This window comes from Sporanaerobacter acetigenes DSM 13106, assembly GCF_900130025.1.
Lineage (GTDB): Bacteria > Bacillota > Clostridia > Tissierellales > Sporanaerobacteraceae > Sporanaerobacter > Sporanaerobacter acetigenes.
Genome location: NZ_FQXR01000002.1, coordinates 194,646 through 221,406, shown reverse-complemented (window position 1 = coordinate 221,406; position 26,761 = coordinate 194,646). Strand labels below are relative to the sequence as shown.

Below are 26,761 nucleotides of genomic sequence, written 5' to 3'. Positions count from 1 at the left end.
ATATAATTTAAATATAGAAAATAGTTGATAATAACTGGAGAGAAGAAATATGAAAATCTATTTTGATATGAATATATACAATAGAGTTTTTGATGATCAGACTCAAATGAGAATAAGGTTTGAAACAATGGCTATAGATATAATTTTTGAGCTTATTGAGAAAGAAAAATATGAATTGGTTTGGTCTTTTATACTTGAATTTGGAAATAGTATGAACCCGTATAATAATAGAAAAACATATATAAAAACACTTTCTACACTGGCTAAGTATACTATAGAACCAAGTGAAGAAATTAGAAAATTGGCGAAATCAATTATGGCTAAATCCAATGCAAAGGAAAAGGACGCATTACATTTAGCTTCTTCAGTATATGGCAAATGCGACTATTTCATAACATCCGATGATAAGTTAATTGCAACCATAATTGGCAATAGATTAGATAAAGAATTGGACCATATAAAATTATTTAATCCAATGGATTTTATTAGAAAGGAGATGCTTATTGATGTTATCGAATGAAAAGAGTAAGTTTACTGATAAAGAAATAATTGAAAAGGGTTCCAAAGCACTTATTAGAGAATTGGGATATTCAGGGTTTTTGAGATTCATAAGACAAATTGATGAATATGGAAATGAAGATTATTTAGAAATTGAAAAAGAAATATTCGAAGATATGTCTTTAGACCATATATATGATAGTGCAACAAAATATTGGGAGAACAAAAAAGCGTAGGGGCGGCATTGACCGCTCCTTAATTATTTTTTAGTAGAGTTTTGAATATGCAAGGATTTTATGATTTTATGTAGAATATAAAATTGACAGGTGGTGATAGGGTGTATAACAATGTGACCAAATTTATAAAAAATTATATAGAGAAGAATAAAAGAAAGAGATTTGAACTTGATGAATTAGAGGATTATATCATACATATATATGGTGGGAAAAGTGGATATGAAAAAAACGGTGGATATTTAGAATTATATGCTGGAATTTTAAAAGCTGTAGATGAGGGAAAGATTAGGGCTATAAAGAGTTCAAATTATAATGGGATGAATCCTCCACTTAAAACAAAGTGGGAAATAATCCAAAAAGAAAGCTTTGGTCAGTGGGATAAAAATGAGATGCTTAAAATGTCAGATCTTTTAGACTTTAGATATTATGAAAGGCATCCAGAATATGAAAATAGCGTAGAATGGGAATATATGAGAAATATCTATAGTTTTTTGAAAGAAAGAGACAATAGAGAATGGGCAAGTTTGGAAGAAAGATCTTTGGAATTATTTTATGATGAAAAATTTCTATATTCCAAAAGAAAAGATAAAATTGATAACAAAATACTTACAAGATTAAGTTTAGATTATGAAGACTTAAAGATGAAAAAGTATGGTGAAATGTTTATATATTGGAAGAGAGGAATAGATAAGATAAAAAAGGTTATAATTCTTGAAAATCATTCTACTTTTTTCTCATATAAAAGGGCATGCGAAATGGGAATAGATATATTTGGGGATTTACCTGAGTTGCTCATATTTGGTCAAGGCAAAAAGATAATAAATAGCTTTTCTTTTATAGAAGAATTGGTTTCTCCTTTGGAACTAGAAATACTGTATTTTGGGGATATTGATCCTGAAGGATTTATGATATATAGAAGTTTTAAAGAAAGATATAAAGATTTAAATATAAATTTGCAAATTAAAGCTTATATGCAACTTTTAAAAATTGGAAGTAGAAAGTATCCTTGTGTTGGTCAAAGAAAAAATATCAGGGATTTAAATTTTGTATTAGATGAATTTCATGCTCGTTTTTTGGATGAGTATGGGGAAATGCTAAAAAATTTATGGAATGAAGATAGAAGAATTCCTCAAGAGCTCATAAATTATGAGTACATATTGAAAGGTGATAGATGATATGTCAATTGAAAATGGTTTTTTTGACAGAATGAAAAAGATTGAAGTTATGAGGATGCTGGGGACAGGCATGGACGTAGGAGAACTCAATGAGTTTTCTCATGAGATATGTTTTCTTTTACTACTTAATATATTTAAGAGAGAATTAACTGAAAATCCAAATAGAAGTAGAACTGATATGATTCATATTGTAGAAGATATATTGAGGGATATGAAAATAGAAACTTCAAAAGAAAATATTGAGAGAATTGTAGATGGCACTTTGTGGTATAGGGATCCAAACAAACAAGAATATTTTAGTTCAACTATTTACAATGAACAAAGTGGAAGTAGAGAAGAATATGTATTTAGATACTTAAAAATAGATAGAGAACACAGTCATTGGGAAGAAGGTGGTTCAACTGTATACATGCTGTCTCCAGAATCTCAGGAGATGATTTTTATAACGAGAGAGATACTAGAGGAATTTGGATTTGATGTAGAACAGTTTTATACTCTTCAACTCATAAAGACGGGAAATTTCACCAAGGCTCAAAGTAGTGTGGACAATCTTATAGCTAGAGTCAGAACCCTCATAAGAAGGGAAAAAGAGTATAAACAAGATATGATAAGAGATCCTCAAACTATGTTTTTTGATAGAAAGAGAAATACCAAAAATACAGAAGAGATAAAAAGACAATTTGAAGATGAACAAAAAGTGTTTGATGAGATGTTTTCATGGAAGAGTAGATATGATTCCCTTCCTGATGATAAAAAGTATGAAGCTAAAGTTATGTTTGAAAATCTAGAAAAGGCTAGAGTGCTCCATGACAATTTAGCTAAAATAGTTATGGAAAATATAGCTTATGAGATGGAAGTAAGAGTTAAGTATCCAGAAAGTTTTTGGAAGAGTTCCAATGTGAGTTTTAAAAATGATATATGGAAAAATACTTTAGTGAAAAATGGGCTTAAAGACTTTGACCAATTGAAATATATATTGTCTCCACTTTTTTCTCCAAAGCTTGATTTTATATTTCCACTAGAGTGGGCTTGGGATGAGCAAATGGTTAAAAATTATTCTCAAGATGTAGTGGAAGATGAAGAAGATGATGAAGAAAAAATTTATTTTACAGAAGAAACTGATTGGCAGCAGATTGTGGAATTGTGGAAGGATATATTTGATGCACTTCTTGAAAGAGGAGAGTTTTCTATAGAAGAACTAAACAAAATAAGTGATGAAGAAAAAGAAAAATGGTTGAGCCAAAGAGAGAATATTGAACTTTTCATGATGTTTGTCATATCAGAAGTGGTTTTGGTTGAAAACTTTGAGGGAATAGATGAGAGATTGAAACTTTTTAGTTTGCTATGTGAAGGTGATGAAAAGTATAAAAACCTCTATGGCAAGAGTATAAAAAGTATTGTTGAAACAGGTAAATCTCCACTTTTGTGGAGTGAAGTATATATATCACCTTATACAATATATGTGGAGGAAAATTAAAATGAGCTATTCAAATGAAAACATACAAAAGGCTTCTCAAGTTTTTTTCTATCTTTTAAAAAGCAAAATAGTGCCTATAAATGATACTTTGGGAAATGAATATATTGAAAATCTTGAAGTGAGAGAAATTGTCAAGACCATGGCAGATGAGGCTGGACTTTTAGTTTTTCATACTGGGGGAAATGTACATTTAGTCAGCAATCCCGACAATTCTATTTTTGCTACTTCTTATACTCATATGAAAGAAAAGTACAAGGGGCTTAAAAAGAAAAAATATTTTTATCTGGCAAATATTATTATATGCGTGTTTCTGTCAGAAATTGATAAAGAAAAGTTCATAAGAATTAGGGCAGAAGAAGATGGTATTTCCTATTACAAATTGGAAGATATCATCACTAAAACTATTGAATCCTGGGAAAAGCGAAATGATGAAGAAGAAAATTTTTCAAAAGATTGGGCCTTAGCTATTGATGATATATATACTTTGTGGACTGTGGAACTTTCACATTCAAAGCCATCAAATAGTGAAGAACTTCCATTCAGTAAATCTACAGATACAAGACTTGGATTTATTCATGAAGCTTTAAAACCCTTAAAAGATGAAGGACTCATTATAGATATGATGAAAGAATCTAGGATAATACCTAAAGATGAGCTTTATGAAAGGCTTAATTATTTATATCACAGTCAAGAACGGTATGAGGAAATAATGGGTCTTATAGAGGATACAAAGGAGGGTTAGAATATGCCAAGGATTTCTAAAATTAGGCTTGTAGGTTGTAAATATGATGGATTTAAAAAAGAGCATGAAAATTCCATATATGATTTGACCAAAGATGAAATTCCCGATCATACTCTTTTTACATTAAAGAATGGTGGGGGCAAAGGAGTTATGATGCAACTTATATTTCAAATAATGATGCCTGAAACTAGATGGGGAAAAAACAATGGAAACAAAATAAGTTCTATGTTTTATGATCAAAAGGGCAGATTAAATCCTTACACATTCCATGTACTATTGGAGTGGAAATTGGATACACCCGAGGAAAAGTATCTTATTACAGGAATATGCATGAAAGCCTATAAGAAAAATGTAGGGAAAAATGAAGATGAAGATGAGAAGATAGGTTTAAACTATTTTCTATATACTTATGAACACGAAAACAATGGATTTTATACTTTAGAAAATATACCTGTTTATGACAGAGAAAATGAAAAGGCTGTAGAAATGGAAGTGTTTGAAAAATTCATAGAAGATAATAGAAGGGATTTTGTGAAATATTCTCAAAGCAGTGCAAAAAGGCTTGATTCAAATTTTTATGAATATATGAAAAGATGGGGAATTTATAGATCTGAATGGGAAATTTTAAAGGTTATAAACAAAGTAGAAGGAGGAGTAGGTGACTATTTTCAAAAAGCCACAGACAATAAGGCGATTTTTGACAATCTCATACTTCCAGCTATATCTGAGAATATGAAGAATTATGAATATGAAAGTGATGGTCTTAAAGAAATGTTTAAGAGCAATTTGTATATAACCAAGAATTTGCCCATACTACTGAAGCGGGAAGGGGATTTTAGAGAACTTGCCATAGCTATAAATCCTCTTATGGGAAATGCGGAGATAGGTTCAAAATTTTTAGATATAAAAGAAAGATGTGTTGTTGATGGAAATGATCTCTATTTTATTCTGAAAGATGGAGAAAAAAATGTAGAAAAGGACATTGAAAAGTGGAAAAATGAAATAATAAAAAGCAAAGAAAAACAAGAAGAGTTGTTATTTCAAAGGGAAAATTTAGAATATGCTGAAGTAAATAGAGAAATAGAAAAAATTCAAGAAAAGAATAAAGCACTGGATATAGATATAGTTGAAGCAGAAGAAAAAATAGCAGAAGAAAAGTATTTAAAGAAGCTATATGAAATAAACAAGATATTGTATGAAGTAAATGAAATTGAGCTTTTACTTAAAGAAAAGACAGATGAAAAGCAAAGGCTTATGGATACTTTAGAGCTAGACGATACCAAGAAAAGGTTGGAAGAACTAGATGTAGGAATAAAAGAAAAATGGGAAAATTTGAAGATTAAGTGGGAAGATATTTCAAATAAACATTGTGGCTATGACAATTATCTTAATAGAAAGATCGAAAATATATGCACTCAAAAGTCTAAGATAAGAGAAGCAGAAAAAGGCATAGAAAAAGAAATAAATAAATTTTCTTTAAGAAAGGAAGAAAATCAAAGGGAATATGAAAGACTTTCAAATATATTTGATCCTTTCAGTATGAGTTTTCCAGAAAAACTTTTAGATGATATAAAAAGTAGATATGAAAACCAAATGAGAAAAGTAGAAAGTCTTGAGATGAAAATTGAAGAAAAAAGAGAAAATAAAAATCAATTGGGAATTGGAAGAAATAAAATTGAAATAGAAAAAGAAAATGAAAAGAGAAAGATAAAAGAGCTTAAAAAAGAGTTTGATATTATAGAAAAAATTGAAATAGATTTAAAAAAGAGAATATGCTGGGAATTGGGTCTTGATAGTGTAAAAGAAGATATATCTTCTTCTTGGATTGATGAAAAATTATATAGTTTGGAATTGGTTTTAGATGAAAAGAAAAATAAAATAGAAGAACTCAATAAAAATCTTTGGGAAAGTAATATAGATAAATCTTTAAACAGAGATAGAGAGTACTGGATACCCAACAAGGACATATTGGACTTAAAAGAAAAAATTATATCTGTTGGTATAAATGTTCAAACAGGTATGGAATTTTTAAATGGAATGAAGAAAGAAGAAATACAAGAAATACTCAAAGTTAATCCTTCATTTATATACGGTTTAGTTATTGGAAATGAAGAAGACTGGAAGGTAATAGAAAAGACTATTGACAGGGACTTTTTAGCACGCAATCTAGTTCCTATATACTTAAGGGCAAATATGGGAAATCATGAAAAAGAGTTCAACACAGTATACAACAAGGGTTTTGATTTTATTTACAATGAAAAATATATTGAATGGATTGACAATATAGACAGGGAATATAATAGCATAGAAGAAACTATAGATAGTTTCAAAGAAAGAGTTGAGGAAATTAACAATTTAATTGGGGATATAAAAAGTTGGAAATTTGGCAAAAATTCCATTGAAATTCAAAGTGAAATTGTTGACCATAGGGCTATACTTGAAGAACTAGAAAGAAAAGAAGGTAAATTAAAAGTTCAATTGTATGAGGAAGAAAAGCTATTAAATATAATGATTAGTGAACTTAAGAGTTCTAGAGTTGAAGTGGAAAAATATAAAGACAATTTAGCTGAATTGAAAAAGTATGTAGAAGAAAAGACAATTGCCGATGCAGAAGAGAAAATTTACAATGAGAATTTAGAAAAGCTTAAAGAGGTAATAGAAAAGCTTAAGAGTGTAGAAAAAGACATAGAATTTAAGAAAAGCATGAGAGAATCCAACAATTTAGAATATGAAAAATGGAAAATTGAAATTGAAAATAAGCTTGAAAGTATAAAAAAGGCAATACCTGAAGCCAAAGTTGATTTCAATGAAATCAAAGATTTAGAAATGAATTCTATGCCTCTATATGAAATATGGGAAGGGGACATATTTATAGATTTACGGGAAAGAAGTGCATTGGCAGAGGATATTGAAAAGAGAAATGGTGAAATAAAGCTTATTCAAAAAGATATAGACCATTTCCTTGAGAAAATCGAAATTCGGAGAAAAGATTTAGAAAAAATAGATGTGCTTTGGGGAAAATATGAGAGTTTGAAATTATCCCTAAATGAAATAGTCATTAGACTTGAAGAGGTAAAGAAAAATTTAAAAGCTTATGAATATGAATACAACAGTTTGAAATCTGAAAAGGATAGACTAGTTGGAAGCTTAGAAGAAAAGCAAAAAAGCTTTATAAAGCTTGGAAAGAGGATACAGAAAAATTTTGGCAGGGCCCCTGAAATTTGGGCAGATTTAGACCTTTTAGAAAAGAGTATGTATATAGAAAAAGAATATAAAGAGAATAAACAATATTTAGTTCAGGCAGAAAAAATATTGGAAGAAAGAAAAGAATACAAAAATCAAATACATGGATATAGCTTGCAACTTGATGGTTATAAGGAAATAGATTTTCACAAGGGAAAGATGAACAAAATATTGAAGGAAAAGTTTATGAAAAATCCACAAATAGAAGTAGAAGAGTGGATCAGAAGATACAAAAAGAGTGAGGATGATTTGAGTAGAGAAATTGAAAAAGGGAAGGAATATTTAAAGGCTTTTAAGGAAATTGTTGAAACTAAAGTCTATGATGAGGTTCTAAAGGCAAGGATATTAAATGAAATGCAGAAAGTGGAGATAAGTAAATTCAAAGCCAATTTAGAATCCTTTGGAAGTATGAAAAACTATTTTCAAATAGAACTAAATACTCTTTCAAGTGATAAAGAAAAGGCAGAACAGGCAAGAGAACAATGGGCTATCAGAGCTTCAAAGCGGGTTTTGAAGATAGTAGAATCATTAAGAGAAATGGTTTCGGGAATGGTCTATATAAATGAAAAGGGATATTCCTTCCCTCTTGTGAAACTTAAAGGAGAAGAAAGACTTCCCAAAGAGGAAGAAGATGTATTGTTTTTGTTGAAGGAATATTTTGTGGAAGCCATAGAAAAAGCGTTTAGTGAAAATGAAAATATTGAGGATATTGACGACAAAAAACTTGAGGAAATAATGAGCGATAAGGTTATATTTTCCAAGGCCCTTCAAGGGAAGTATCCAATACTTATGGTATATAAGATGACAGAGCAAAATGAATTTAAGTATAGAAAACCAAGGGACTACTATTATACTACTTGGGAAGCTATCAACAAAGGGGAAGGAGATATGCCAGAAGGAAGTGGGGGACAGACACTTTCTATAAATACTTTTGTCATAATGATGCTCATGAACTATAAAAAAAGACATATTGGAAATGAAAATCCTTGGACTGTTTTGGTTCTTGACAATCCATTTGGAAAGGCCTCGGCTAAACATATATTGGACCCAGTGTTTGAAATTGCCGATAAATTGAACTTTCAAATAATAGCTTTTGCTGCTCCTGAAATCATAAAAGTAGAGATAAGCGAGAGATTTCCTATATTTTGGGAGCTTAGAATTGGTCATGATGAAAAAGAAGGACTTATCACAGGAAAGGTAATGCATGGAGGAAGAAAAATGTAATCAGCTACAAAAAAGAAAAAATCGACACTAGGCAAGTGCCGATTTTTTCTCTTTTTACCAAAAAGTATAAAAACCAATATTAGGGGACTTCAAAAGCTATAGCTCCAAATTAGGATTCCAATCAATACTAGAAGAAATGGACTAAAAACTAAGAAGGCTGAAAGAAACAAAGCTAGCATATCGTTTTTTTCCAATTCAATAGGTTCTTGTTCTATATCAAGTTCTGAATCATTTTTTTCTTTGAGCCAATCCATAGTAGCATCCACTTTTCTTTGAAAAATCATATTACATCAAGACCTTTCTGTTTTTCCTTTTCTATATTGAGTTTATGGTGACATGCTACAAAATGCCCAGGACGAGCTTCTTCCCATTTTGGCACAACCATTTTACATATATCAGTAGCATATTTGCAGCGAGTATGGAATTTACATCCAGAAGGTGGTTTAATAGGGCTTGGAACATCGCCTTCAAGAACTTGAATTTCTCTGTTGTCATCAACATCAGTAGTAGGTATTGCCAAAAGAAGTGCTTCAGTATATGGATGCATAGGGTGTTCATAAAGTTCTTCAGTTTCTGCTAGTTCTATGATATTTCCCACATACATAACTCCTACTCTGTCACTTATATATTTAATGACGCTTAAATCATGAGAAATAAATAAATAGGTCAAGTTTTTCTGTTCTTTTAAATCCAACAATAGATTTAATATTTGAGATTGAATAGATACATCTAGGGCAGATACTGCTTCATCACATACGATAAATTTTGGACTCAATGCTATGGAACGAGCTATTCCTATACGTTGTCTTTGTCCTCCAGAAAATTGATGAGGATAACGATGAACGAAATAAGGAGCTAAGCCACAATTGTCCATAGTTTTTAAAATATAATCTTGTATATTTCTATCCTTCTTTGCAAATATCTTATGAGAATACAAACCTTCAGATATTATCTGCCCTACAGTAAGTCTTGGATTCAAAGAAGAATAAGGGTCTTGGAATATAAGTTGTAAGTCTTTTCTAAGAAGTCTCATTTCTTCCTCAGTCAATCTAGCAAGGTTGATACCTTTATCTTTATATGATTCGTGTTTTTCAAAATCAGGATGATTGCGATACTTATCCAATATTTTTTGAATATCTGTATTGATAATATTTAAATCTTTTTCAATCCCAGCGAGTTCATTTTTCATATTTTTAATTGTAGCCAAATATTTATCAGTTTCTTTTTTAATATCTTTTTGAGATTTGTTTTGTTCTTTCAATAGAGATTTAGTTGCTTCTAATTCTATCTCCATCTCGTTTATTTTATTTTTAAGTTTTCGTGCTTCTATAGCATAGCTGTGTTGTTTGACTAAAATATATGATACAGGATTTAAATCTTCAGCTACCATAAATCCTCCAATCAATTGAGCTAAATCAAGGTATAGAAGTCGAGCTTCTTTTTCAGCTAAACGAAGTTTCTCTAAAGTACGATACTTTTCAGGACCTTCTTCTAAGCTATCATATATTTTTTCAATATCTTCTTGTTTTTTTTCTAATTCTCTTAATTTATGACGTTGTGAAGATAAATTTTTTAAAATATCCAAAACATATTTTGGTGCAAAATCATCAATATCCCTGCCATAATATATAGTACGCCCATCAGTTTGATTATATAATTGTAAAAGAGTTCTACCCAATGTAGATTTGCCACATCCACTTTCACCGACTAGACCTAAGGTTTCACCTTCATAAATATTTAGAGTTATGTCCTCATTAGCTTTTACATACAATTGCTCGGAATCAAATACGGATTTTTTCTTTAGAGGAAAATATTTTTTTAAGTGTTCCACACGGATTAATACTTTTTTATCTTCTTTATTTTCAAGCATGAGTTCTCACCTCTTTCTGTGGATAAAAGCAACGAATTAGATGATCTTTTTCTACTTTTATCAAATCAGGTTCTTCTTTTTTACATCTATCCGTAGCATATTTGCATCTAGGAGCAAATTTACAACCTTCAGGCAATTTTAAAGGATGGGGTACTGCTCCTGGAATTACATCTAAACGAACTCCTGGAGGTGTATCCAATCTAGGAATTGATGTCAACAATCCTTCAGTATATGGATGAGAATAAGATGCATCTTTCCCAAATATAGTTCTTACGGGTGCATTTTCTACTACTTGGCCACAATACATTACAGCTACATCATCAGCCATTTTATTTATAACACCTAAATCATGAGTAATAAACAAAATAGAAGTATCAATTTTAGATTTCAATTCATTCATCAATTTCAAAATTTGTGCCTGAATAGTTACATCCAGTGCAGTTGTAGGTTCATCTGCAATCAAGAGTTTTGGTACACATGCAAGAGCCATGGCTATCATAACTCTTTGTCTCATACCTCCTGAAAGTTGATGAGGATATTGCTTGGCAACAGCCTCTGGATTTGGTATTTTAACCATATGGAGCATTTCAACTACTTTTTTTGCTGCTTCTTTTTTATTCATTCTTTGATGAATAATCAGTGGTTCAGAAATTTGCTTTTCAACAGTAAATACAGGATTTAAAGAAGTCATAGGTTCTTGAAAAATAACAGAAATATCATTTCCTCTTATTTCTGTCATTTTCTCTATAGGAACATTTACTAGATTTTTTCCATTAAATAAAATTTCACCATTAGCTATATATCCATTTCCGTCCAAAAGCTTTATAATACTCATTGCTGAAACACTTTTTCCACAACCACTTTCACCTACAATGCCGAGGGTCTTGCCGGATTCAACACTATAGGAAACATCGTTTACTGCCTTTACGATGCCTTTTTTTGTTGTAAAATAAGTATGCAAATTTTTAACTTCTAACAAAGCCATTTAATTTTCCCCCTAACGTTCTTGAGATTTTGGATCAATTGCATCTCGTAAGCCATCACCTATTGAGTTAATAGAAACCACACTTATACTCAATACAATAGAAGCAAAAACCCATCTCCACCAATAATTTTGGATAACTATACTATTATTTGCTCCATATAACATATTGCCCCAAGTTGGTAGAGGAGCTTGCACACCAAATCCTAAATAAGACAATGTAGCTTCAGTCAACATACTACTTGCAAAAGACAATGTAGCCGAAACAATAATTACTGATATTACATTTGGCAAAATGTGCTTAAATATAATATGTCTTCGTTTAACACCAATAGATTTAGCGGCAACTACATATTCTTGTTCACGAACCGAAAGAACTTGTGCACGAACCAATCTTTGAAGTCCGGGCCATGATAGTAGCCCTAAAATAATCATAATCAGCACAACTCTCTGTCTTGATGTCATGGAGTTTCCAATTAAAGCTGACAAAATCATCGCAAAAGGTAAAAATGGCAAAGAAGCTACCATCTCTGATATTCTTTGTAGAACCATATCTACTTTTCCTCCAGAGAAACCAGATATGCCACCTACAATTACACCAATGATTGTAGAAATGATTACAGCAACAGCACCTATTGTTATAGACATACGTCCACCATTTAATAGTCTTGTGAAGATATCTCTACCTAATTCATCACTTCCAAAGGGATATCCATTTAGTCCCCAAGTCAAAACTTTACCTTCTGTAGTGATTGCATAATTTTGATAAAAGCCAGTATAAACTTTGGATATTTTTGATTCAGAGACTTCTTTTGGAATTGTTGATTGTTTGTAATAATTTGAACCCCAAGAGACAACTTCACCAGTTTCAGTCACTGCAGTATAGTGATATCTTCCTCCTTGTAGTGATACTATTTTATCTTTTACATCTGGTATTTTACCTTCACCCTTTGAACTAAGATTTCCCCAGACAAATACCTTTCCTTCATCATTTATAGTAGCTACAGTAGAAGCAGTAGTAGCTATATCTACTATATTTCCCATATTTTGGGGTATGTTTGTATAAGAGTTTATCTGAGTTCCAAGATGCACTACTTGTCCATCAGAGGTCAGCCCCATCAATGTATCAGAAGTGGCTACTACTTTTTTCAATTGGCCTTGATAAGGATGAAATTCGTTGAAATCATTATTTGTGGAATTGCCTACATAATATAAGCAGCCGTCATCAGTGAGAATAGCTGAATTTTGATATCCAGCAACAATATCTACAACTTTTTTGCCGCGAATCAATTCAACGGGAATAGAAGCTTGTTTTTGACGATTGTTCCCCCATGCAAATATTTCTCCATCTTCATTTAAAGCTAGTGCATGATCAAATCCAGCAGCGACTTTTACGACTTTTCCCATATTTGCAGGAATATCTTTTAAATCGGTATTTTTGTTTATTTTTGTTTTTCCCCAAGTATATACTTTTCCATCCGTAGATACACCTATACTAAATGTAGGCCCAATAGCAATTTGTTCAACTTTTCCATCTAAATCTTGTGGAAGTTTCATAAGGTCAAGTCCAGGAGCTATATTTTGCTGAGTAGTTTCGGAAAAGGACAAATCAATAGGTATTGCTAATGGCCCGATTAAAACTATGGCAAGTATCACTAAAAAGGTAATTAAAGCCGTCATAGCAACTTTATCGTCTCTAAATGTAGAACGAACAGTTTGCCAAGGACTTTGTATGTCTTCCTCTTCAAGCATTGTCATCTTCTCTTTTCCTCCAAAGAGATTCATAAACAGAAGATGAGAAAAAGATTTTTTCTTCTTATTTTTCTTTTTATTACTAATTTGTTTTGCATCCATAAAAATTATCTCCTCCTGTTATTGATCTATTCTGACACGGGGATCTACAAATCCATAACTTATATCAGTGACTAAATTGCTTAAAAGAGCTATTATAATATAGAACAATTGTATTGCCAGTGCCACATTGTAGTCTTGATTGTTTAATGCATTGATATAAAAATTTCCCATACCATGTAAATTGAACATTCTTTCAATAACTAATGAACCCGAAAATACACTCATAATCCATGCAATGATTAAGGTTATAACAGGAAGAAGTGCATTCTTCCATGCATGAGAATAAATAACTACTTTTTCTTTCAAGCCTTTTGCTCTAGCTGTTTTTATATAATCCATACTTAAGGCATCTATCATTGCTGCTCTTACATATCTGGTGACTCCAGCTAAAGAAGTTACAACGAGTATGATTATAGGTAATGCCAAGTGATACATAGTATCTAGAAAATGTTCAAATTCTGTTCCTTTAAAATTAGGTGTAGTCATTCCGCTGACTGGAAACCATTGTAGTTTTACTGCAAAAATGAAAATAAACAACAATGCTATAATGAATATAGGGATACTATAGCCAACTACAGTTAAAACCTGTATAGTTTTATCAAATCCAGAATGTTTCCTTACAGCAGTACGAATTCCCAAAGGTATGGTTATGAGAAGGACTAAAGCTATAACAAATATATTTATAAATACAGTATTTCTTAGAGGTACTGTCACTACACCTTTAACTGGTTGCTTATAAACAGAGGACATACCAAAGTCCCCTTTCAAAACACCCTTCATCCATTTTCCATATCTTATGATAGTAGGGTCATCTAGACCAAGTTGTTTTCTTGCTTGCGCATATCTAAATTGGTATTCTTCTGGTGTCAAAGTATCTTTTATGGGTTCTAGTTGAGCTCTTGCTGGATCGCCAGGAATTAAATTGTATAAGAAAAATAGAACAAGAGACATGACAAAAAACACAAATATCATATATAAAATTCTTTTACAAATGTATTTAACCATTTTATTACCTCCTTATCCTAAATTTTTAATCTACTATTGTTTTAACTGTTAAAAATATAGAATTTAGTACAATGAAGTGCTTGTAATTATGTAGAAATAGGGTATTTTCATACCCTATTTCCATCAGTCATTATTTTAAAGAGTGACTATTCTGCTACATATGAGTAAAGAATTGCGTCAGGTATTTTGATAAGGGAGTTCATATTGTAATTTTTAAGTTTATCAGTATAGAAGTCATGATATATATTTGAATATAGTGGTATATCTGGCAACAATTCATTCCATCTAACAATAAAGTCTACAAATTTTGTTTTAAATCCATCTTTATCTTCAGGATCTGTTAGGACCATTTCTTTGGCATATTTTTCTAGATCTTTGTCTATAATATGGTTGCTGTTTAATCCTTGTTTAAGTAGATCTGGATCTGTTGTATAATCTGTGGATCGGTCATATCTTGGTGTAAAACCAGATCCTAAATTAAACATATGATAAGTAGGTACTCCATATTTAGCATCTTTAGAGCCATCACGATATAAGTAATTTAACAGTTCTCCAAAGGTCATAACAGTTTGATTGATTTTCATACCTGCAGCAGCCACATCAGGATTTTCTTGCAATTTTATAACCAATAAGTCAGATACATCATTTTGTTCAGAAGAAGCCCATTCTATAATAAGTGGCATCAATGTACCATCTTCTAGTTTTTTATAGCGGATACCTTCTTTATATTCATTTCCATTTTCATCATATATCCATCCACTTTCTTCTAAAAGTGCAATTGCTTTTTCAGGGCTGTATGGATATTGATTTAATTTACTGTTTAAATCAGCCTTTGTTTCTTGATAGAACCACATAGCTTCACCATAAGGTCCATTAACTACGGTACCAAAGCCACCAGTGAAAGCTTTAGCAAAATCATTTCTATCTATAAGATGAGCAATTGCTTTACGAACATTCACATCTTCAGTAGGACCATGGTCACATATCAATTCCAATTTACCATACCCAGCACGAGGATATTCAGTAAAGTTATATCCGCCTTTTTCTACAAGGTCAAGTCCTGCGTTGATTTCATCACCGCTGGCCATACCAGACAACAAGTCAGCTCCTCCTGTAGCCAATTCATCCATAGCTGTTTCATTGGTAACTTTCTTATAAATAACTGTTTTAATCAATGGTTTTCTGCCTTCATAATTTCCAAGGAATTTATCATTTACTTCAAGAACTGCAGTTTTAGATGCTTCATCATAGCTTGTTACTTTATATGGTCCAGTTGAAGGATAGCTTTCGAATCTTGCTTTATTGATTCTTTCTTCAAAATTTTCTACAGTGAAGTTTGAAGAAGTATAACAGCCGTTGCCATCATCTTTAATTTCTACAGTGTCATCAGTCCAGAAAGACAATTTTAGAGGTGAAACACTTACAAGAGTTAGTTCGAAAAAATAAGGAAGATTTTCTGCATCAATAGTAAAAGCAAAAGTTTTTTCATCAATTAAATTAACACCAGTAAATTCTTTTGCCTTTCCTGTTGAATATTCTTTCCATCCCTTGAGATATTGACCGCTAGTATTGTCTCCACCCATTTCACCAACTACAGGTGATGACCAGAACATATAGTATGCAACGTAGTCAAGAGCTGTAATAGGGCTTCCATCGTCATAAGTAAGACCATCTTTGATAGTAAAGGTATAGGTTTTAGAACCATCATCATTTTCTGTAATTTCATGTTTTTCTACTACGGTGTCATTTATTAAGTATTTACCATCAAAAGTCATGTCAACGGTGTCATATCCAGTAATGAAATTGTAAATATCATAGTCTGCTGCATTGTTTTGAAAATAAGGTTCCCAGTCACCAGTCAATTCTGTCGTATTCCCGATAGTTATTTGTCCCATAGGTTCAGTAGGTTCAGTATTTGTGTCTTCTTCCATTGGTTCTTCAGTTTCTTCTTCCACAACAGCAGGGTTTTCTTTTTTGCCACAGCCTGCAGTGAAAACAGTCAGTAGAAGCACCAATGCCAATAGTAATGCTAACTTTCTTTTCATTCCAACACTCCCCCTTAATTCATTTTTTGAATATTCTAAATATACTTGCAACCCATAGGAAAGTTCTATTCTTCCTTAATATAAAACTTTCCATTAATGAGTTTCAAGAAAGGTTTCCTACATGTTTTTCATTGCCATAATAAATGAATGCCATATTTAATAAGTATGCAGTTTGTACTTAGACTATGAATTTTATGTAATTAAGATTTTGGATTATATAATAGGTATTTGTGAAATGTGATATAATTGTTAAATGAAAATATATTTTAGGGAGTCTGATAGTATGAAAAAAACAGTTTTGATTACAGGTTCTTCTAGAGGAATTGGGAGAGCCACTGCCAAAAAATTTGCAAAAGAAGGATACAATGTCATTGTAAATTTCTATAAAAGTGAAGATAAAGCTCTTTCATTGGTAGAAGAATTGCTTTCATCTGGCGCCAATGCCATAGCCATAAAAGCTGATGTTTCTGATAGAACTCAAGTTGAGAAGATGTTTGAAGAAGGGTATAAAAAATTTAGGAATATTGATGTACTTGTGAACAATGCAGGTATAGCTGATATGACTTTATTTACAGATATCACAGTAGAACGATGGAAAAGAATTTTTGATGTAAATATAGGCGGAATGTTCAATTGTTGCCAATGTGTCGTTCCAAGAATGATCAGTGAAAAATCAGGAAGGATCATAAATCTTGCATCCATATGGGGACTTGTGGGAGCCTCTTGTGAAGTGCATTATTCTGCAACAAAGGGAGCAGTCATAAGTTTCACCAAGGCTTTGGCAAAAGAACTAGGTCCTTCAAATATATCGGTAAATGCTGTTGCACCAGGAGCAGTATATACAGATATGATTGCAGGTGTTGATAAAGAAGTTCTTGAAAGCCTCAGATATGACACACCTCTTGAAGTAATTGCAAAACCAGAAGACATAGCAGATGTAATATACTTCTTGTCAACAGAAGAAGCCAAACTCATAACAGGTCAAGTAATAAATCCAAGCGCCGGATTCGTAATCAATTGATGCACTGGGGACGGTTCTTTTTGCATCAAGATTAGAGGGATTGACCAAAAGTATAGTCATGAGGTGATATTGTGTACAAGATACTTATAGTTGAGGATGACAAAATTCTTTGTGACAATATAAAACAAGGTATTTCTAAATGGGGATATGATACGTTTTCTATTGAAAACTTTGAAAATGTATTGGAGGAATTTGCAAAATATAATCCTCATTTAGTCATTATGGATATAAATTTGCCTTCTTTTGATGGATTTTATTGGTGTCAAAAAATAAGGAGTATGTCTAAAGTTCCAATTATATTTCTATCTTCAAGGGACAGCAATATGGATATAATAATGGCGGTCAATATGGGGGGAGATGATTTTGTGACAAAACCATTTTCCATGGATATATTATTAGCCAAAATACAAGCTGTCATAAGAAGAACTTATTCTTATGGAGAAAATGAAGTCAGTATAATAGAATGTCGTGGAGCTATTTTAAACATAAATGATGGAACACTTGTCTATGAGGAGGAGAAAATAGAATTGACCAAGAATGAATTTAAAATACTTCAACTTCTTATGAAAAACAAAGGCAAGATAATATCCCGGGATAGAATCATGAGAGTGCTTTGGGAAAGTGAGTATTTTATAAGTGAAAACACTTTGACTGTAAATGTAAATAGACTTAGGAAAAGGCTGGAAGATGTGGGACTTAAGGATTTTATAGTCACTAAAAAATCTCAAGGATATATGATACCATGAGTTTCTTTAAATACATAAAAGATTCACTTTGGACAATTCTTTATTTTATAGGAGTAATATGTACGATTAATCTAATACTTATAAGCAGTACAGCTTTGAATAAGTCTATAGGCGATATTTTGTATATGAATATACTTATTTTCTCTATTTCTTTATTGTTTTTAATCCTACACTATATAAAATGGAAAAATAGCTACAAGAATTTTAGAAATGCTCTCTATAATAAAGAAGATATTGATGATTTTCTCCCCAATGGTGAAAAATTGGAACAAGTCCTTATAAGAGAGACAATAGATTTCAAGAATGAAGAAAAATTGAGAGAAACCAAAGAATTGAAAGAGGATTTAGAAGAGATAAATGATTATATAACAAAATGGGTTCACGAGATTAAGATACCTTTATCTGTATGTGAGCTTATAGCTGATAAAATTGAGGAAGAAGAACTATATGATATTTCAGAAGAATTGAGAGGGGAATTAGAAAGAATAAATTTTCTCACCAATCAAGTACTGTATACTAGCAGGGCTTCAAGCTATTCCGAAGACTTTGCAATAGAAGAAATAAATTTATATACATTAGTCAAAAGTGTAATTAAAAACAATATGAATTCTTTTATATCTAAAAAGATAGAAGTAGAAATGGATAATTTAGATTTTAGTGTATTTGCAGATAGCAAGTGGACTTTTTATGTATTGGATCAAATAATAAACAATGCTTGCAAATATACCGATATGCATGGGAAAATTAAAATTTTTGCAAGGGAAGATGAAGAAAGTATAAAACTTTTTATAAAAGACAATGGTATGGGCATACCTCCTAAAGATATAGAAAGAATTTTTGACAGGGGATTTACAGGGGATAATGGAAGAAAAACAACCAAATCCACAGGTATGGGACTTTATATATGTAAAAAGATTGCAAGTAGGCTAAATTTCAATATAGAAGTATCTTCTCAAGTATCACAATACACAGAATTTAAAATAACTTTTTATAAAATAGCTGATTATTTCAATGTGACAAAGATGTAATGTTAAATCCTATATTGTCACTATAAATGATGGCATACAGACAGGGAAAATACTAGAATATAGACAAATACTAAATAAAAAATCTCTCTTAGATCAAGAGAGATTTTTCAAATGATATAGGAGGTTAGAAAATGGATGTGGTACTTGAAACGAAAAATTTAAGAAAAGAATATGGCTCAAAAGGAATGACTTTTATAGCTGTAGATGATATTGACTTAAAAGTATATAAGGGTGAATTTTTAGGAATAATGGGACCATCTGGAGCAGGAAAAACTACACTTTTAAATATGCTATCTACTATTGATAGACCTACTTCTGGAGAAATATATTATGAAGGAAATAGTATTTTAAATATGGAAAACAAGGAGCTTTCCATATTTAGACGAAATAATATAGGTTTTATATTTCAAGATTTTAACTTGTTGGACAGTATGTCTATTGAGGACAATATGGCTTTGCCCCTTGCTCTTTCAAAAGTAGATATAAGAGAAATAAATGAAAAGATAGAAGACTTAAGCAAATTTTTTGGATTAAAAGAGCATTTGAAAAAATATCCCTATCAATTGTCGGGAGGGCAAAAGCAGAGAGTAGCAGCAGCAAGGGCACTCATTACTTCTCCTTCCATAGTTTTTGCAGATGAACCTACTGGAGCATTGGATTCAAAGTCTTCTCAAGAATTGTTGCAATGCTTATCGCAAATGAATGAAGAATTCAACACAACTATTATCATGGTTACTCATGATGCATTTGCAGCCAGCTATACCAAGAGGATCTTGTTTATTAAGGATGGAAAAATTCATGCAAGAATAGACAAAGATTCATCTAGAAAAGAATTCTTCAAGAGGATAATTGATTTTCTTGGTTCTATGGGAGGTGGAGTAGATGAGTTCTTTTAAAATAGCCATCATGAATTTCAAAAGAAATATAAAGACCTACAGCTTGTATCTGATGGCAATGATTTTTTCTGTAGCTGCTTATTACAATTTTTTGTCTATGAGATACAATCCTCAATTTTTAGAATTTAAAGAAGTATCAACTTATGTTGAAGGGACATCCTATACGGCTTCCATGCTTATGATAATGTTTTTGATATTTTTCATAGCATATTCCAGCAATTTTTTCTTAAGCCAAAGGAAAAAGGAAATAGGTGTTTATGCTTTTATGGGAATTGACAACTATAAAATAGCACTTATCTTTGCTTCTGAAGGGCTATTACTTGGGATATTATCTTTAGCTATTGGATTAATAGTTGGAATATTATTTAGTAAATTGTTCATGATGATACTTGCAAAAGTAGCTCTTTTAGATATGACAATTAAGTTTTTCATATCAAAAAAAGCTATTGTTGGAACAATTATTGCCTATTCAATTATTTTGACTATTACATTTTTAAAAGGATATTTTGATATCGTAAGAACTAATTTAATTGATTTGTTAAATTCATTAAAAAAAGAAGAAGAACTTCCAAAAGTTAATTACTTTAAAGGAATTGCTTCAATAATAATTATTGGTGTAGCATATTTTATTGCAGTTAACTATGAAAAATTGGGTTTTGATATAACTTTTTTAGTTACAGTACTTCTTATTGTATGGGGAACTTATTGGCTATTTGGCTCTTTTTTCTCCATGGTCATAAGGCATTATATAAACAAAAAAAGTTATCTTTATAAAGGGGTAAATATCATAAGTGTTTCAAACATAGCTTTTAGAATAAAAAACAATTATAGAACCCTTGCAGCAGTAGCAGTTTTAATAACAACTTGTATAACTTGTTTTGGAACAGTTAGCTCTCTTAAATATTATGTGGGGGAAAACCACAAAATAGAAGTTCCCTATACTATTTCTTATATTTCTAATGATGAAGAAGAAATAAAAAAAGTAGATGAAATCGTGGAAAATTCAAATCATAAAGTAGAACTTAAAGAAAAGGCTAATTTCTTATATGTACCTGATCGTGAAGTTGTAGTATTGAAGTTTTCTGATTTTGAAAATATATTGTCAGATTTAAAAGTTGAGAATGGAGAAAAAATAACATCTAAATTCAATTTAGCAAAAGGTGAAGCAATATATATAGAAAGACCCAAAACAATGATGTCTACATTAGAAAAACAGAAAAGTATTGCTATAGGAGATGAGAAATATAATATAAAAATTAATACCAAAGTTCCTCTTTTAGGTAATGGGGTGTCTTTTCCTTGCATAGTTGTAAACAACGAGGAATATGAAGTATTGAAATCACAATTTGATGAAAGTGGGTTCAATGGGATTATATTGGATAATCCAGATGATACAAAAGATTTAATTTTCAAATTAGCTGAAACACTTCCGAGGGAATCTAATCTATATGGCTATTGGGTAGCTGGTGCAACATTTTATGATTTTGCAGGAATTATTTATTTTGTAGGTGCTTTTTTATCTCTTGTATTTGTATTTGCTACTGGTAGTATAATCTATTTCAAGACCTTGAGCGAATCCTTCAGAGATAAAAACAAATATGAAATACTCAAGAAATTGGGAACTACAGATTTTGAGATATACAAATCAGTTTCAAAACAGGTGGGAATCTTTTTTATACTTCCACTCATAGTTGGAGCAATTCACAGTACTGTTGCTATTTCAGTATTGAGTGATCTGATGAATTATAGTTTAATTGTACCAACAATTATAAGCATAGTTGTATTTGCAATTGTATATGGCATATTTTATATATTTACAACAAAAAAATTCATATCTGTAGTTGAATAGACAGGTTGCAAGGGTGGCAACGTTTCGTTTGCCACCTTTTTTTGCATCAAGATTAGAGAAATTGGCCCCTTACATTTTAAATTATTTAATCTAAAAATTAATTATATTAATTATTAAATTAAATAATTTAATTTTCATATTGACTTTTTAGATTTTGTTGGGTATTATTTAAGCATAGATAATATTTCATGGCATTACAGAATTGACCATATGGAATATAATTTGGACAATTTTTTGTTGTGGCTCGTTATATAATTGAGTTCTTGGTTAAAACTCATATTTTGAAAGGGGTGCTTAATATGTTGGACTATGCTATTGAGGTAAACGATCTCAGGAAAGAATTTCAAGTAAAGAAAAAGAATGAACATTTTTGGAAGAGAAAAAACAAAGAAAAAGAGATATTTGTTGCTGTGGATAATATAAATTTTGATGTAAAAAAAGGTGAGATATTTGGATTTCTTGGGCCCAATGGTGCTGGGAAGACTACAACTATAAAAATGATTTCTACATTGTTGAGACCTACATCAGGTACTATTCTTGTAAATGGTGAAAATGTAGTTGAAAATCCTATCAAAGCTTTAACTAATATAGGAACAGTATTGGCAGGAGAGCGAAGTACATATTGGAAGTTGACTGGTAGGGAAAATTTAGAATACTTTGCAGCTATGCATGGGATTACAGGGAAAAAAGCAAAAGAAAAAACAGATTATCTACTTAAGAGACTAGAATTAGATAAGAGAGCAGATGAAACAGTAGAAAAATATTCCACTGGAATGAAGCAAAGGGTTGCTCTTGCGAAAGCTTTGATTGCTGAACCCAATATTTTGATACTAGATGAACCAACTTCCGGATTAGACCCTCAATCTGCTAGAAATCTAAGAGAAATAATACTTGAAATAAAAGAAGAAGGAAGAACTATTTTTTTAACTACTCACTACATGGAAGAAGCAGATCAATTGAGTGATAGAATTGGCATAATCGATCATGGAAAAATCATAGCATTGGATACCCCTCAAAATTTGAAGAACAATTTAAACAAGACCAATATAATAAATCTTGAATTGAACAATTGGACTAAAGATGTACTTGAAGAAATCAAAACAATACCAGCAATAGAAAATGTAACTTCAAAATTTAATGAAAATACACAAAATTTCGAAGTTAAAGTTCATGTTTCCAATGGAAGTGAAACCATTAGCAATTTAATCACCAGTACCATATCTTCAGGTATAAAGATTATTAACTTTAGAGTTGAAGAACCTACTCTAGAAGATGTATTCATAAATCTTACAGGAAAATCTTTAAGGGAATAGGAGGCTTTAAAATGGAGGCTACACTAAAAAAACCATCTATTTTTACTGCCATGGGTGCAGTTTTTAAGAAAGAATTGAAGATAGCATTTAGATATCCTACTTGGTTTATTTCCATGCTCATATGGTCTATACTGTTGCCCATTGGATATGTATTTACTGCAAAAGCACTATCTGGGACAGATACTAGTTCATTAGTTTCTTTTGCTACTTTGACAGGAACTAGTGATTACAAAACATATATGCTCATAGGTACTCTCATGTGGTCATGGATGAATTCTATACTTTGGTCTTTTGGTACCAGCCTTAGAGTTGAACAAGTAAGGGGGACACTAGAATCAAACTGGCTTTGCCCAGTGCCTAAAATTAGTTTGCTTTTGGGATATTCACTTTTCAATATGATTTTTGGCATAGCATATATTCCAATCATAGTATTAGAGTTTAAATTGGTATATAATTTTCATTTTGTAGGGAGTCCTCTTTTAGCTTTGTTGGTTCTTTTGGTATCTATACCTGCAGTTTATGGAATTGGTTTCATATTTGCAAGTCTTGTTATGTGGACCAAAGAAGCAAATTCTATGGTGTTTTTGGTAAGAGGAATGATCATGGTTTTTTGTGGAATAACTTATCCTTTGGCAGTTTTACCAAATTGGATGAGAAATGTATCTAAATTTATACCTATAACTTATAGCATAAATGCTTTGCGAGCAGTTATTACAGAAGGAGCAAGCGTAGGGGATATAAAAAGTGAAATTTTTATACTTCTCATATTTGGAGCTATACTCATGATATTAGGTTTATTGGCCTTTAACTATACACAAAAAAGAGTAAAAAGTTCTGGATCATTGGGCCAATACTAAGGGGGGATACAAAATGAACAGGAATAAATTTAAAACTTATATGATGGCAATAGGTGCTATTTTTAAAAAAGATATGAAAATATTTTTTAGCTATCGTGTCAATGCAATATTGAGTATATTAGAGCCTATTATTTGGGTTGTTCCAGTGTATTTTTTGTCTAAATCTTTTCAAATAGGTGGGGAAAATATTGGATTTGCTCAATATACTGGGACAACTGACTATATGGGCTTTTTAGTAATGGGAAGTATAGTAGCAAGCTTTGTAAGTGCAGTGCTTTGGAGTATGGGATTTTCTTTAAAAAATGAAATGGATGTAGGAGTCATTGAATCCAATTGGCTTACCCCGGTTCCTCTTTGGGTGCAACTTGTTGGAAGATCTATTTTTTCACTAGTTTCTACTACTGTTAGTACCCTCATAGTGGCATTTCTTATATGGTTGTTGTTTGGATTCAGTATAAGTGGCAGTATACTTTCTTCGATAGCAACTCTCATTCCGCTCCTTATAGGACTGTATGGTTTGGGATTTGGGATAGCTGGTTTGGTTCTCATAACCAACAATGCCAACAATATAATAGATATAACCAATGCTACGTTAAATATGATATGTGGATCAGAATTTCCTGTAACTGTTCTTCCAAAAGGAATTTTGGCAGTATCGTTGATTATTCCTCTGACCTATGGATTTGATTCTATAAGGGGAATACTCTTAGGAACTCAAACTTTGTTACCTATACACACAGAACAGTTGATATTGATACTTTCTATGGGCATAAGTATATTTTTAGGCATATTTATACTGAACAAAATAGAAAGATGCTGCAAAACCATTGGAAACATAGGTTTTCATTAAAATTTTAAGTAGTGCAATATTGCACTACTTAAAAAATGAATTAGTAATGTCTTTGATTAAATCTATACTAAGAAGATTTGCTGAAAAAACACTAAATTATAGAAAATGGATAGCTGCACTTGGAACAGTTTCTCGTGCATCTATTTTTTTTATATAAAATAAATTTTTAAGAATATGAAACCAAGTAGATACTTTTGTTGTATATATAGATGGATAGCTACCAAAGGAAAGGAGAAATGTAAATGGGGGATAAGAGTCTTATAAGGGGGATTAAAAAAGGAGAACAAAAATCTTTGGAAATGCTAATTGATAAGTATTATAATTATGCATTTACTATAGTTTATAATATTACAGCAGATTTTATAGAAATTGAAGACATAGAAGAAATATGTGCAGATGTATTTATATCTTTATGGAACAATGCACATAAAATAGATCCCACATATAAAGAACTAAAACCATATATAGCTGCAATAGCAAGAAATGTAGCTAAAAATCGATTGAAGGCAATAAAAAATATGAATTTGTCATTAGATGAAGAAATTATTTTTATTGGAAACAATGAGGTTGAAAAGAAAGTTTTGAATGATGAGTTATCTCAAATATTAAATGAATGTGTGTCAAATCTTGAAGAACCAGATAAAGAAATTATTATACGATATTATTTTTTTTATGAAAAAGTTAAGGATATTGCGGAGGAATTAAACATAAATGAATCTACTGTAAAAACAAAATTGTTTAGAAGTAGAGAAAAGTTGAAAAATATGGTCATAGAAAGGGGACTTTATGGTGAAGGTTAGTGTGAGAGATTTGTTTGATGATTTAAATCCTAAAGAATATCAAGATATAGAAATTAAAAATATTTCATTGGGTAATACATCTTTAAGAAGTGTAAAGAAACGGGTTTTTGAAGAGATTAATAAGGATATGAATTCAGAAAAAGAGAAAGGTAAGAAAAAGATAAAGAAATCTTTCAAAAGTGCTTGGGCTGCAGTTATTATTATATTTGTAATAAGTACAACGGTATTTGCAATTAGTAAACCAGAAATTTTTAAATGGATATTTGGCGAAGACGCTAAAATTACAGAAAAAAATATACAAGATGTAGTAGCTACTACATCTGATGCCGATATTATATTTACAGTGGAAAGTTTATTATCCGATGGAAATCAAAATTATTTTGTAATATCTTTAGAAAATAAAAATGGTGAAAGATTTGGAGATGTACTCCCTATAATAACTATAAATACAGAGAAATTAGATGGCATGGGGTTTATGAGTATGGGGAGCAAAAAAATAAATGGACCGGACAATTTAAAAAATAAAGCATACTATTTATTTGAAGTTAAGTCAAATAGAGATTTAATGGGGAAGAATGCAGAATTAATTTTAGAAGGATTAAGGGATAAAAATAGTGGAAAAGAAACTATTTTTAATAAGAAATTAAAAGTGTTTTTTAATATAGGAAATAATAATGACAATAATATAAGGAACATTGTTGTTGAAAATCCACAAATTATAAATAACAAATATTATGTTACAGAAATAAAGCTTTCCAATTTGGGCATGAACCTTAAAGGGAAAGAGATTGAAACTACTAGTACAATTCCAATACCTAATATTAAGCTAAAATATAAAAATGGAGATATTAGAGATTTATCATATAAAACTAATAAAAATCCTCATGTGGATTTTCCTGATGCGAGTCATGGATTTTCTAGAGATCAAAATAAGAAGGAATTTACAAATACTATAACCTTTGGAGAATTGATAGATGTAGATGCAGTTGAAAGTATTATAGTAAATGGAAAGGAATATAAGGTAAATAAATAAAACAACACAAGGAGTCA

General features: G+C 31.0%; 22 protein-coding genes. 16 read left to right on the top strand and 6 right to left on the bottom strand.

Annotated elements, in window-relative coordinates; translation table 11 throughout:
- The first annotated feature begins 49 nt into the window (after window positions 1-49).
- The 6 genes from BUA21_RS01045 (at window position 50) to BUA21_RS01020 (ending at window position 8,595) form a co-directional block, all read left to right on the top strand.
- Complete coding sequence (locus tag BUA21_RS01045; RefSeq protein ID WP_072742675.1) at window positions 50-520, top strand: PIN domain-containing protein; 471 nt, start codon at window positions 50-52, stop codon at window positions 518-520.
- Window positions 507-734 carry a hypothetical protein gene (locus BUA21_RS01040; protein ID WP_072742674.1) on the top strand — a complete coding sequence of 76 codons (228 nt, stop codon included), beginning with the start codon at window positions 507-509 and terminating at the stop codon, window positions 732-734. The genes BUA21_RS01045 and BUA21_RS01040 overlap by 14 nt, the downstream gene beginning before the upstream one ends.
- Before the next feature lie 101 nt (window positions 735-835).
- The gene (locus BUA21_RS01035) at window positions 836-1,909 is read left to right on the top strand and encodes a Wadjet anti-phage system protein JetD domain-containing protein (protein WP_072742673.1); all 1,074 of its coding nucleotides are present in this window, start codon (window positions 836-838) and stop codon (window positions 1,907-1,909) included.
- A gap of 31 nt (window positions 1,910-1,940) precedes the next feature.
- Window positions 1,941-3,386 carry a hypothetical protein gene (locus BUA21_RS01030; protein WP_200796488.1) on the top strand — a complete coding sequence of 482 codons (1,446 nt, stop codon included), beginning with the start codon at window positions 1,941-1,943 and terminating at the stop codon, window positions 3,384-3,386.
- Between the two features lies 1 nt (window position 3,387).
- A complete protein-coding gene (locus tag BUA21_RS01025) occupies window positions 3,388-4,128 on the top strand; it encodes a DUF6063 family protein (protein WP_072742672.1) in 741 nt (246 codons plus the stop codon).
- Between the two features lie 3 nt (window positions 4,129-4,131).
- Window positions 4,132-8,595 carry a coiled-coil domain-containing protein gene (locus BUA21_RS01020; RefSeq protein ID WP_072742671.1) on the top strand — a complete coding sequence of 1,488 codons (4,464 nt, stop codon included), beginning with the start codon at window positions 4,132-4,134 and terminating at the stop codon, window positions 8,593-8,595.
- A gap of 89 nt (window positions 8,596-8,684) precedes the next feature.
- On the opposite strand, the gene BUA21_RS14850 is transcribed toward BUA21_RS01020, so the two are convergent.
- The 6 genes from BUA21_RS14850 to BUA21_RS00990 all read right to left on the bottom strand — a co-directional run bounded on the left by BUA21_RS14850 (window position 8,685) and on the right by BUA21_RS00990 (window position 16,351).
- A complete protein-coding gene (locus tag BUA21_RS14850; protein WP_199228906.1) occupies window positions 8,685-8,849 on the bottom strand; it encodes a hypothetical protein in 165 nt (54 codons plus the stop codon).
- A 26-nt stretch (window positions 8,850-8,875) separates the two neighbouring features.
- Window positions 8,876-10,465 (bottom strand): ABC transporter ATP-binding protein, encoded by a 1,590-nt coding sequence (locus tag BUA21_RS01010; RefSeq protein ID WP_072742669.1) that lies wholly within the window; start codon window positions 10,463-10,465, stop codon window positions 8,876-8,878.
- Window positions 10,458-11,450, bottom strand: coding sequence for an ABC transporter ATP-binding protein (locus BUA21_RS01005; RefSeq protein ID WP_072742668.1), 993 nt, complete (start codon window positions 11,448-11,450; stop codon window positions 10,458-10,460). The genes BUA21_RS01010 and BUA21_RS01005 overlap by 8 nt, the downstream gene beginning before the upstream one ends.
- Window positions 11,451-11,462: 12 nt before the next feature.
- Window positions 11,463-13,301: an ABC transporter permease subunit gene (locus BUA21_RS01000; RefSeq protein ID WP_084604080.1), complete on the bottom strand. Its 1,839-nt coding sequence runs from the start codon at window positions 13,299-13,301 to the stop codon at window positions 11,463-11,465.
- A gap of 18 nt (window positions 13,302-13,319) precedes the next feature.
- Entirely contained in the window at window positions 13,320-14,306 is a 987-nt protein-coding gene (locus tag BUA21_RS00995; RefSeq protein WP_072742667.1) for an ABC transporter permease, read from the bottom strand.
- Between the two features lie 146 nt (window positions 14,307-14,452).
- Window positions 14,453-16,351: an ABC transporter substrate-binding protein gene (locus tag BUA21_RS00990; RefSeq protein ID WP_072742666.1), complete on the bottom strand. Its 1,899-nt coding sequence runs from the start codon at window positions 16,349-16,351 to the stop codon at window positions 14,453-14,455.
- 283 nt (window positions 16,352-16,634) lie between these two features.
- Between BUA21_RS00990 and ymfI the strand changes: the two genes are divergently transcribed.
- The 10 genes from ymfI to BUA21_RS00940 all read left to right on the top strand — a co-directional run bounded on the left by ymfI (window position 16,635) and on the right by BUA21_RS00940 (window position 26,744).
- Window positions 16,635-17,372: an elongation factor P 5-aminopentanone reductase gene (ymfI, locus tag BUA21_RS00985; RefSeq protein ID WP_084604079.1), complete on the top strand. Its 738-nt coding sequence runs from the start codon at window positions 16,635-16,637 to the stop codon at window positions 17,370-17,372.
- A gap of 71 nt (window positions 17,373-17,443) precedes the next feature.
- Window positions 17,444-18,118: a response regulator transcription factor gene (locus BUA21_RS00980; RefSeq protein WP_072742664.1), complete on the top strand. Its 675-nt coding sequence runs from the start codon at window positions 17,444-17,446 to the stop codon at window positions 18,116-18,118.
- Window positions 18,115-19,146, top strand: coding sequence for a sensor histidine kinase (locus tag BUA21_RS00975; protein WP_072742663.1), 1,032 nt, complete (start codon window positions 18,115-18,117; stop codon window positions 19,144-19,146). The genes BUA21_RS00980 and BUA21_RS00975 overlap by 4 nt, the downstream gene beginning before the upstream one ends.
- A 131-nt stretch (window positions 19,147-19,277) precedes the next feature.
- A complete protein-coding gene (locus tag BUA21_RS00970) occupies window positions 19,278-20,042 on the top strand; it encodes an ABC transporter ATP-binding protein (protein ID WP_072742662.1) in 765 nt (254 codons plus the stop codon).
- On the top strand, window positions 20,029-21,891 hold the full coding sequence (locus BUA21_RS00965) for an FtsX-like permease family protein (protein ID WP_072742661.1): 1,863 nt from the start codon (window positions 20,029-20,031) through the stop codon (window positions 21,889-21,891). Before BUA21_RS00970 ends, BUA21_RS00965 begins: the two co-directional genes overlap by 14 nt.
- 299 nt (window positions 21,892-22,190) lie before the next feature.
- Entirely contained in the window at window positions 22,191-23,204 is a 1,014-nt protein-coding gene (locus BUA21_RS00960) for an ABC transporter ATP-binding protein (RefSeq protein ID WP_072742660.1), read from the top strand.
- An 11-nt stretch (window positions 23,205-23,215) separates the two neighbouring features.
- Window positions 23,216-24,061, top strand: coding sequence for an ABC transporter permease (locus BUA21_RS00955; protein WP_072742659.1), 846 nt, complete (start codon window positions 23,216-23,218; stop codon window positions 24,059-24,061).
- Window positions 24,062-24,074: 13 nt separating this feature from the next.
- The gene (locus tag BUA21_RS00950; RefSeq protein WP_072742658.1) at window positions 24,075-24,911 is read left to right on the top strand and encodes an ABC transporter permease; all 837 of its coding nucleotides are present in this window, start codon (window positions 24,075-24,077) and stop codon (window positions 24,909-24,911) included.
- 242 nt (window positions 24,912-25,153) lie between these two features.
- Entirely contained in the window at window positions 25,154-25,711 is a 558-nt protein-coding gene (locus BUA21_RS00945) for an RNA polymerase sigma factor (RefSeq protein WP_072742657.1), read from the top strand.
- A complete protein-coding gene (locus BUA21_RS00940) occupies window positions 25,698-26,744 on the top strand; it encodes a DUF4179 domain-containing protein (RefSeq protein ID WP_132995270.1) in 1,047 nt (348 codons plus the stop codon). Before BUA21_RS00945 ends, BUA21_RS00940 begins: the two co-directional genes overlap by 14 nt.
- Window positions 26,745-26,761: the final 17 nt, after the last annotated feature.

What these genes read in the sequence shown, in the direction of transcription:
- BUA21_RS00970 (WP_072742662.1), top strand. Translation starts at nt 19,278, where the DNA reads ATGGATGTGGTACTTGAAACGAAAAATTTAAGAAAAGAATATGGCTCA.
- BUA21_RS01040 (WP_072742674.1), top strand. Translation starts at nt 507, where the DNA reads ATGTTATCGAATGAAAAGAGTAAGTTTACTGATAAAGAAATAATTGAA.
- BUA21_RS00995 (WP_072742667.1), bottom strand. Translation starts at nt 14,306, where the DNA reads ATGGTTAAATACATTTGTAAAAGAATTTTATATATGATATTTGTGTTT.
- BUA21_RS00945 (WP_072742657.1), top strand. Translation starts at nt 25,154, where the DNA reads ATGGGGGATAAGAGTCTTATAAGGGGGATTAAAAAAGGAGAACAAAAA.
- BUA21_RS00960 (WP_072742660.1), top strand. Translation starts at nt 22,191, where the DNA reads ATGTTGGACTATGCTATTGAGGTAAACGATCTCAGGAAAGAATTTCAA.
- BUA21_RS14850 (WP_199228906.1), bottom strand. Translation starts at nt 8,849, where the DNA reads ATGGATTGGCTCAAAGAAAAAAATGATTCAGAACTTGATATAGAACAA.
- BUA21_RS00950 (WP_072742658.1), top strand. Translation starts at nt 24,075, where the DNA reads ATGAACAGGAATAAATTTAAAACTTATATGATGGCAATAGGTGCTATT.
- BUA21_RS01010 (WP_072742669.1), bottom strand. Translation starts at nt 10,465, where the DNA reads ATGCTTGAAAATAAAGAAGATAAAAAAGTATTAATCCGTGTGGAACAC.
- BUA21_RS00975 (WP_072742663.1), top strand. Translation starts at nt 18,115, where the DNA reads ATGAGTTTCTTTAAATACATAAAAGATTCACTTTGGACAATTCTTTAT.
- BUA21_RS01000 (WP_084604080.1), bottom strand. Translation starts at nt 13,301, where the DNA reads ATGGATGCAAAACAAATTAGTAATAAAAAGAAAAATAAGAAGAAAAAA.
- BUA21_RS00990 (WP_072742666.1), bottom strand. Translation starts at nt 16,351, where the DNA reads ATGAAAAGAAAGTTAGCATTACTATTGGCATTGGTGCTTCTACTGACT.
- BUA21_RS00955 (WP_072742659.1), top strand. Translation starts at nt 23,216, where the DNA reads ATGGAGGCTACACTAAAAAAACCATCTATTTTTACTGCCATGGGTGCA.
- BUA21_RS01030 (WP_200796488.1), top strand. Translation starts at nt 1,941, where the DNA reads ATGAAAAAGATTGAAGTTATGAGGATGCTGGGGACAGGCATGGACGTA.
- BUA21_RS01005 (WP_072742668.1), bottom strand. Translation starts at nt 11,450, where the DNA reads ATGGCTTTGTTAGAAGTTAAAAATTTGCATACTTATTTTACAACAAAA.
- ymfI (WP_084604079.1), top strand. Translation starts at nt 16,635, where the DNA reads ATGAAAAAAACAGTTTTGATTACAGGTTCTTCTAGAGGAATTGGGAGA.
- BUA21_RS01045 (WP_072742675.1), top strand. Translation starts at nt 50, where the DNA reads ATGAAAATCTATTTTGATATGAATATATACAATAGAGTTTTTGATGAT.
- BUA21_RS01025 (WP_072742672.1), top strand. Translation starts at nt 3,388, where the DNA reads ATGAGCTATTCAAATGAAAACATACAAAAGGCTTCTCAAGTTTTTTTC.
- BUA21_RS00965 (WP_072742661.1), top strand. Translation starts at nt 20,029, where the DNA reads ATGAGTTCTTTTAAAATAGCCATCATGAATTTCAAAAGAAATATAAAG.
- BUA21_RS00940 (WP_132995270.1), top strand. Translation starts at nt 25,698, where the DNA reads ATGGTGAAGGTTAGTGTGAGAGATTTGTTTGATGATTTAAATCCTAAA.
- BUA21_RS01020 (WP_072742671.1), top strand. Translation starts at nt 4,132, where the DNA reads ATGCCAAGGATTTCTAAAATTAGGCTTGTAGGTTGTAAATATGATGGA.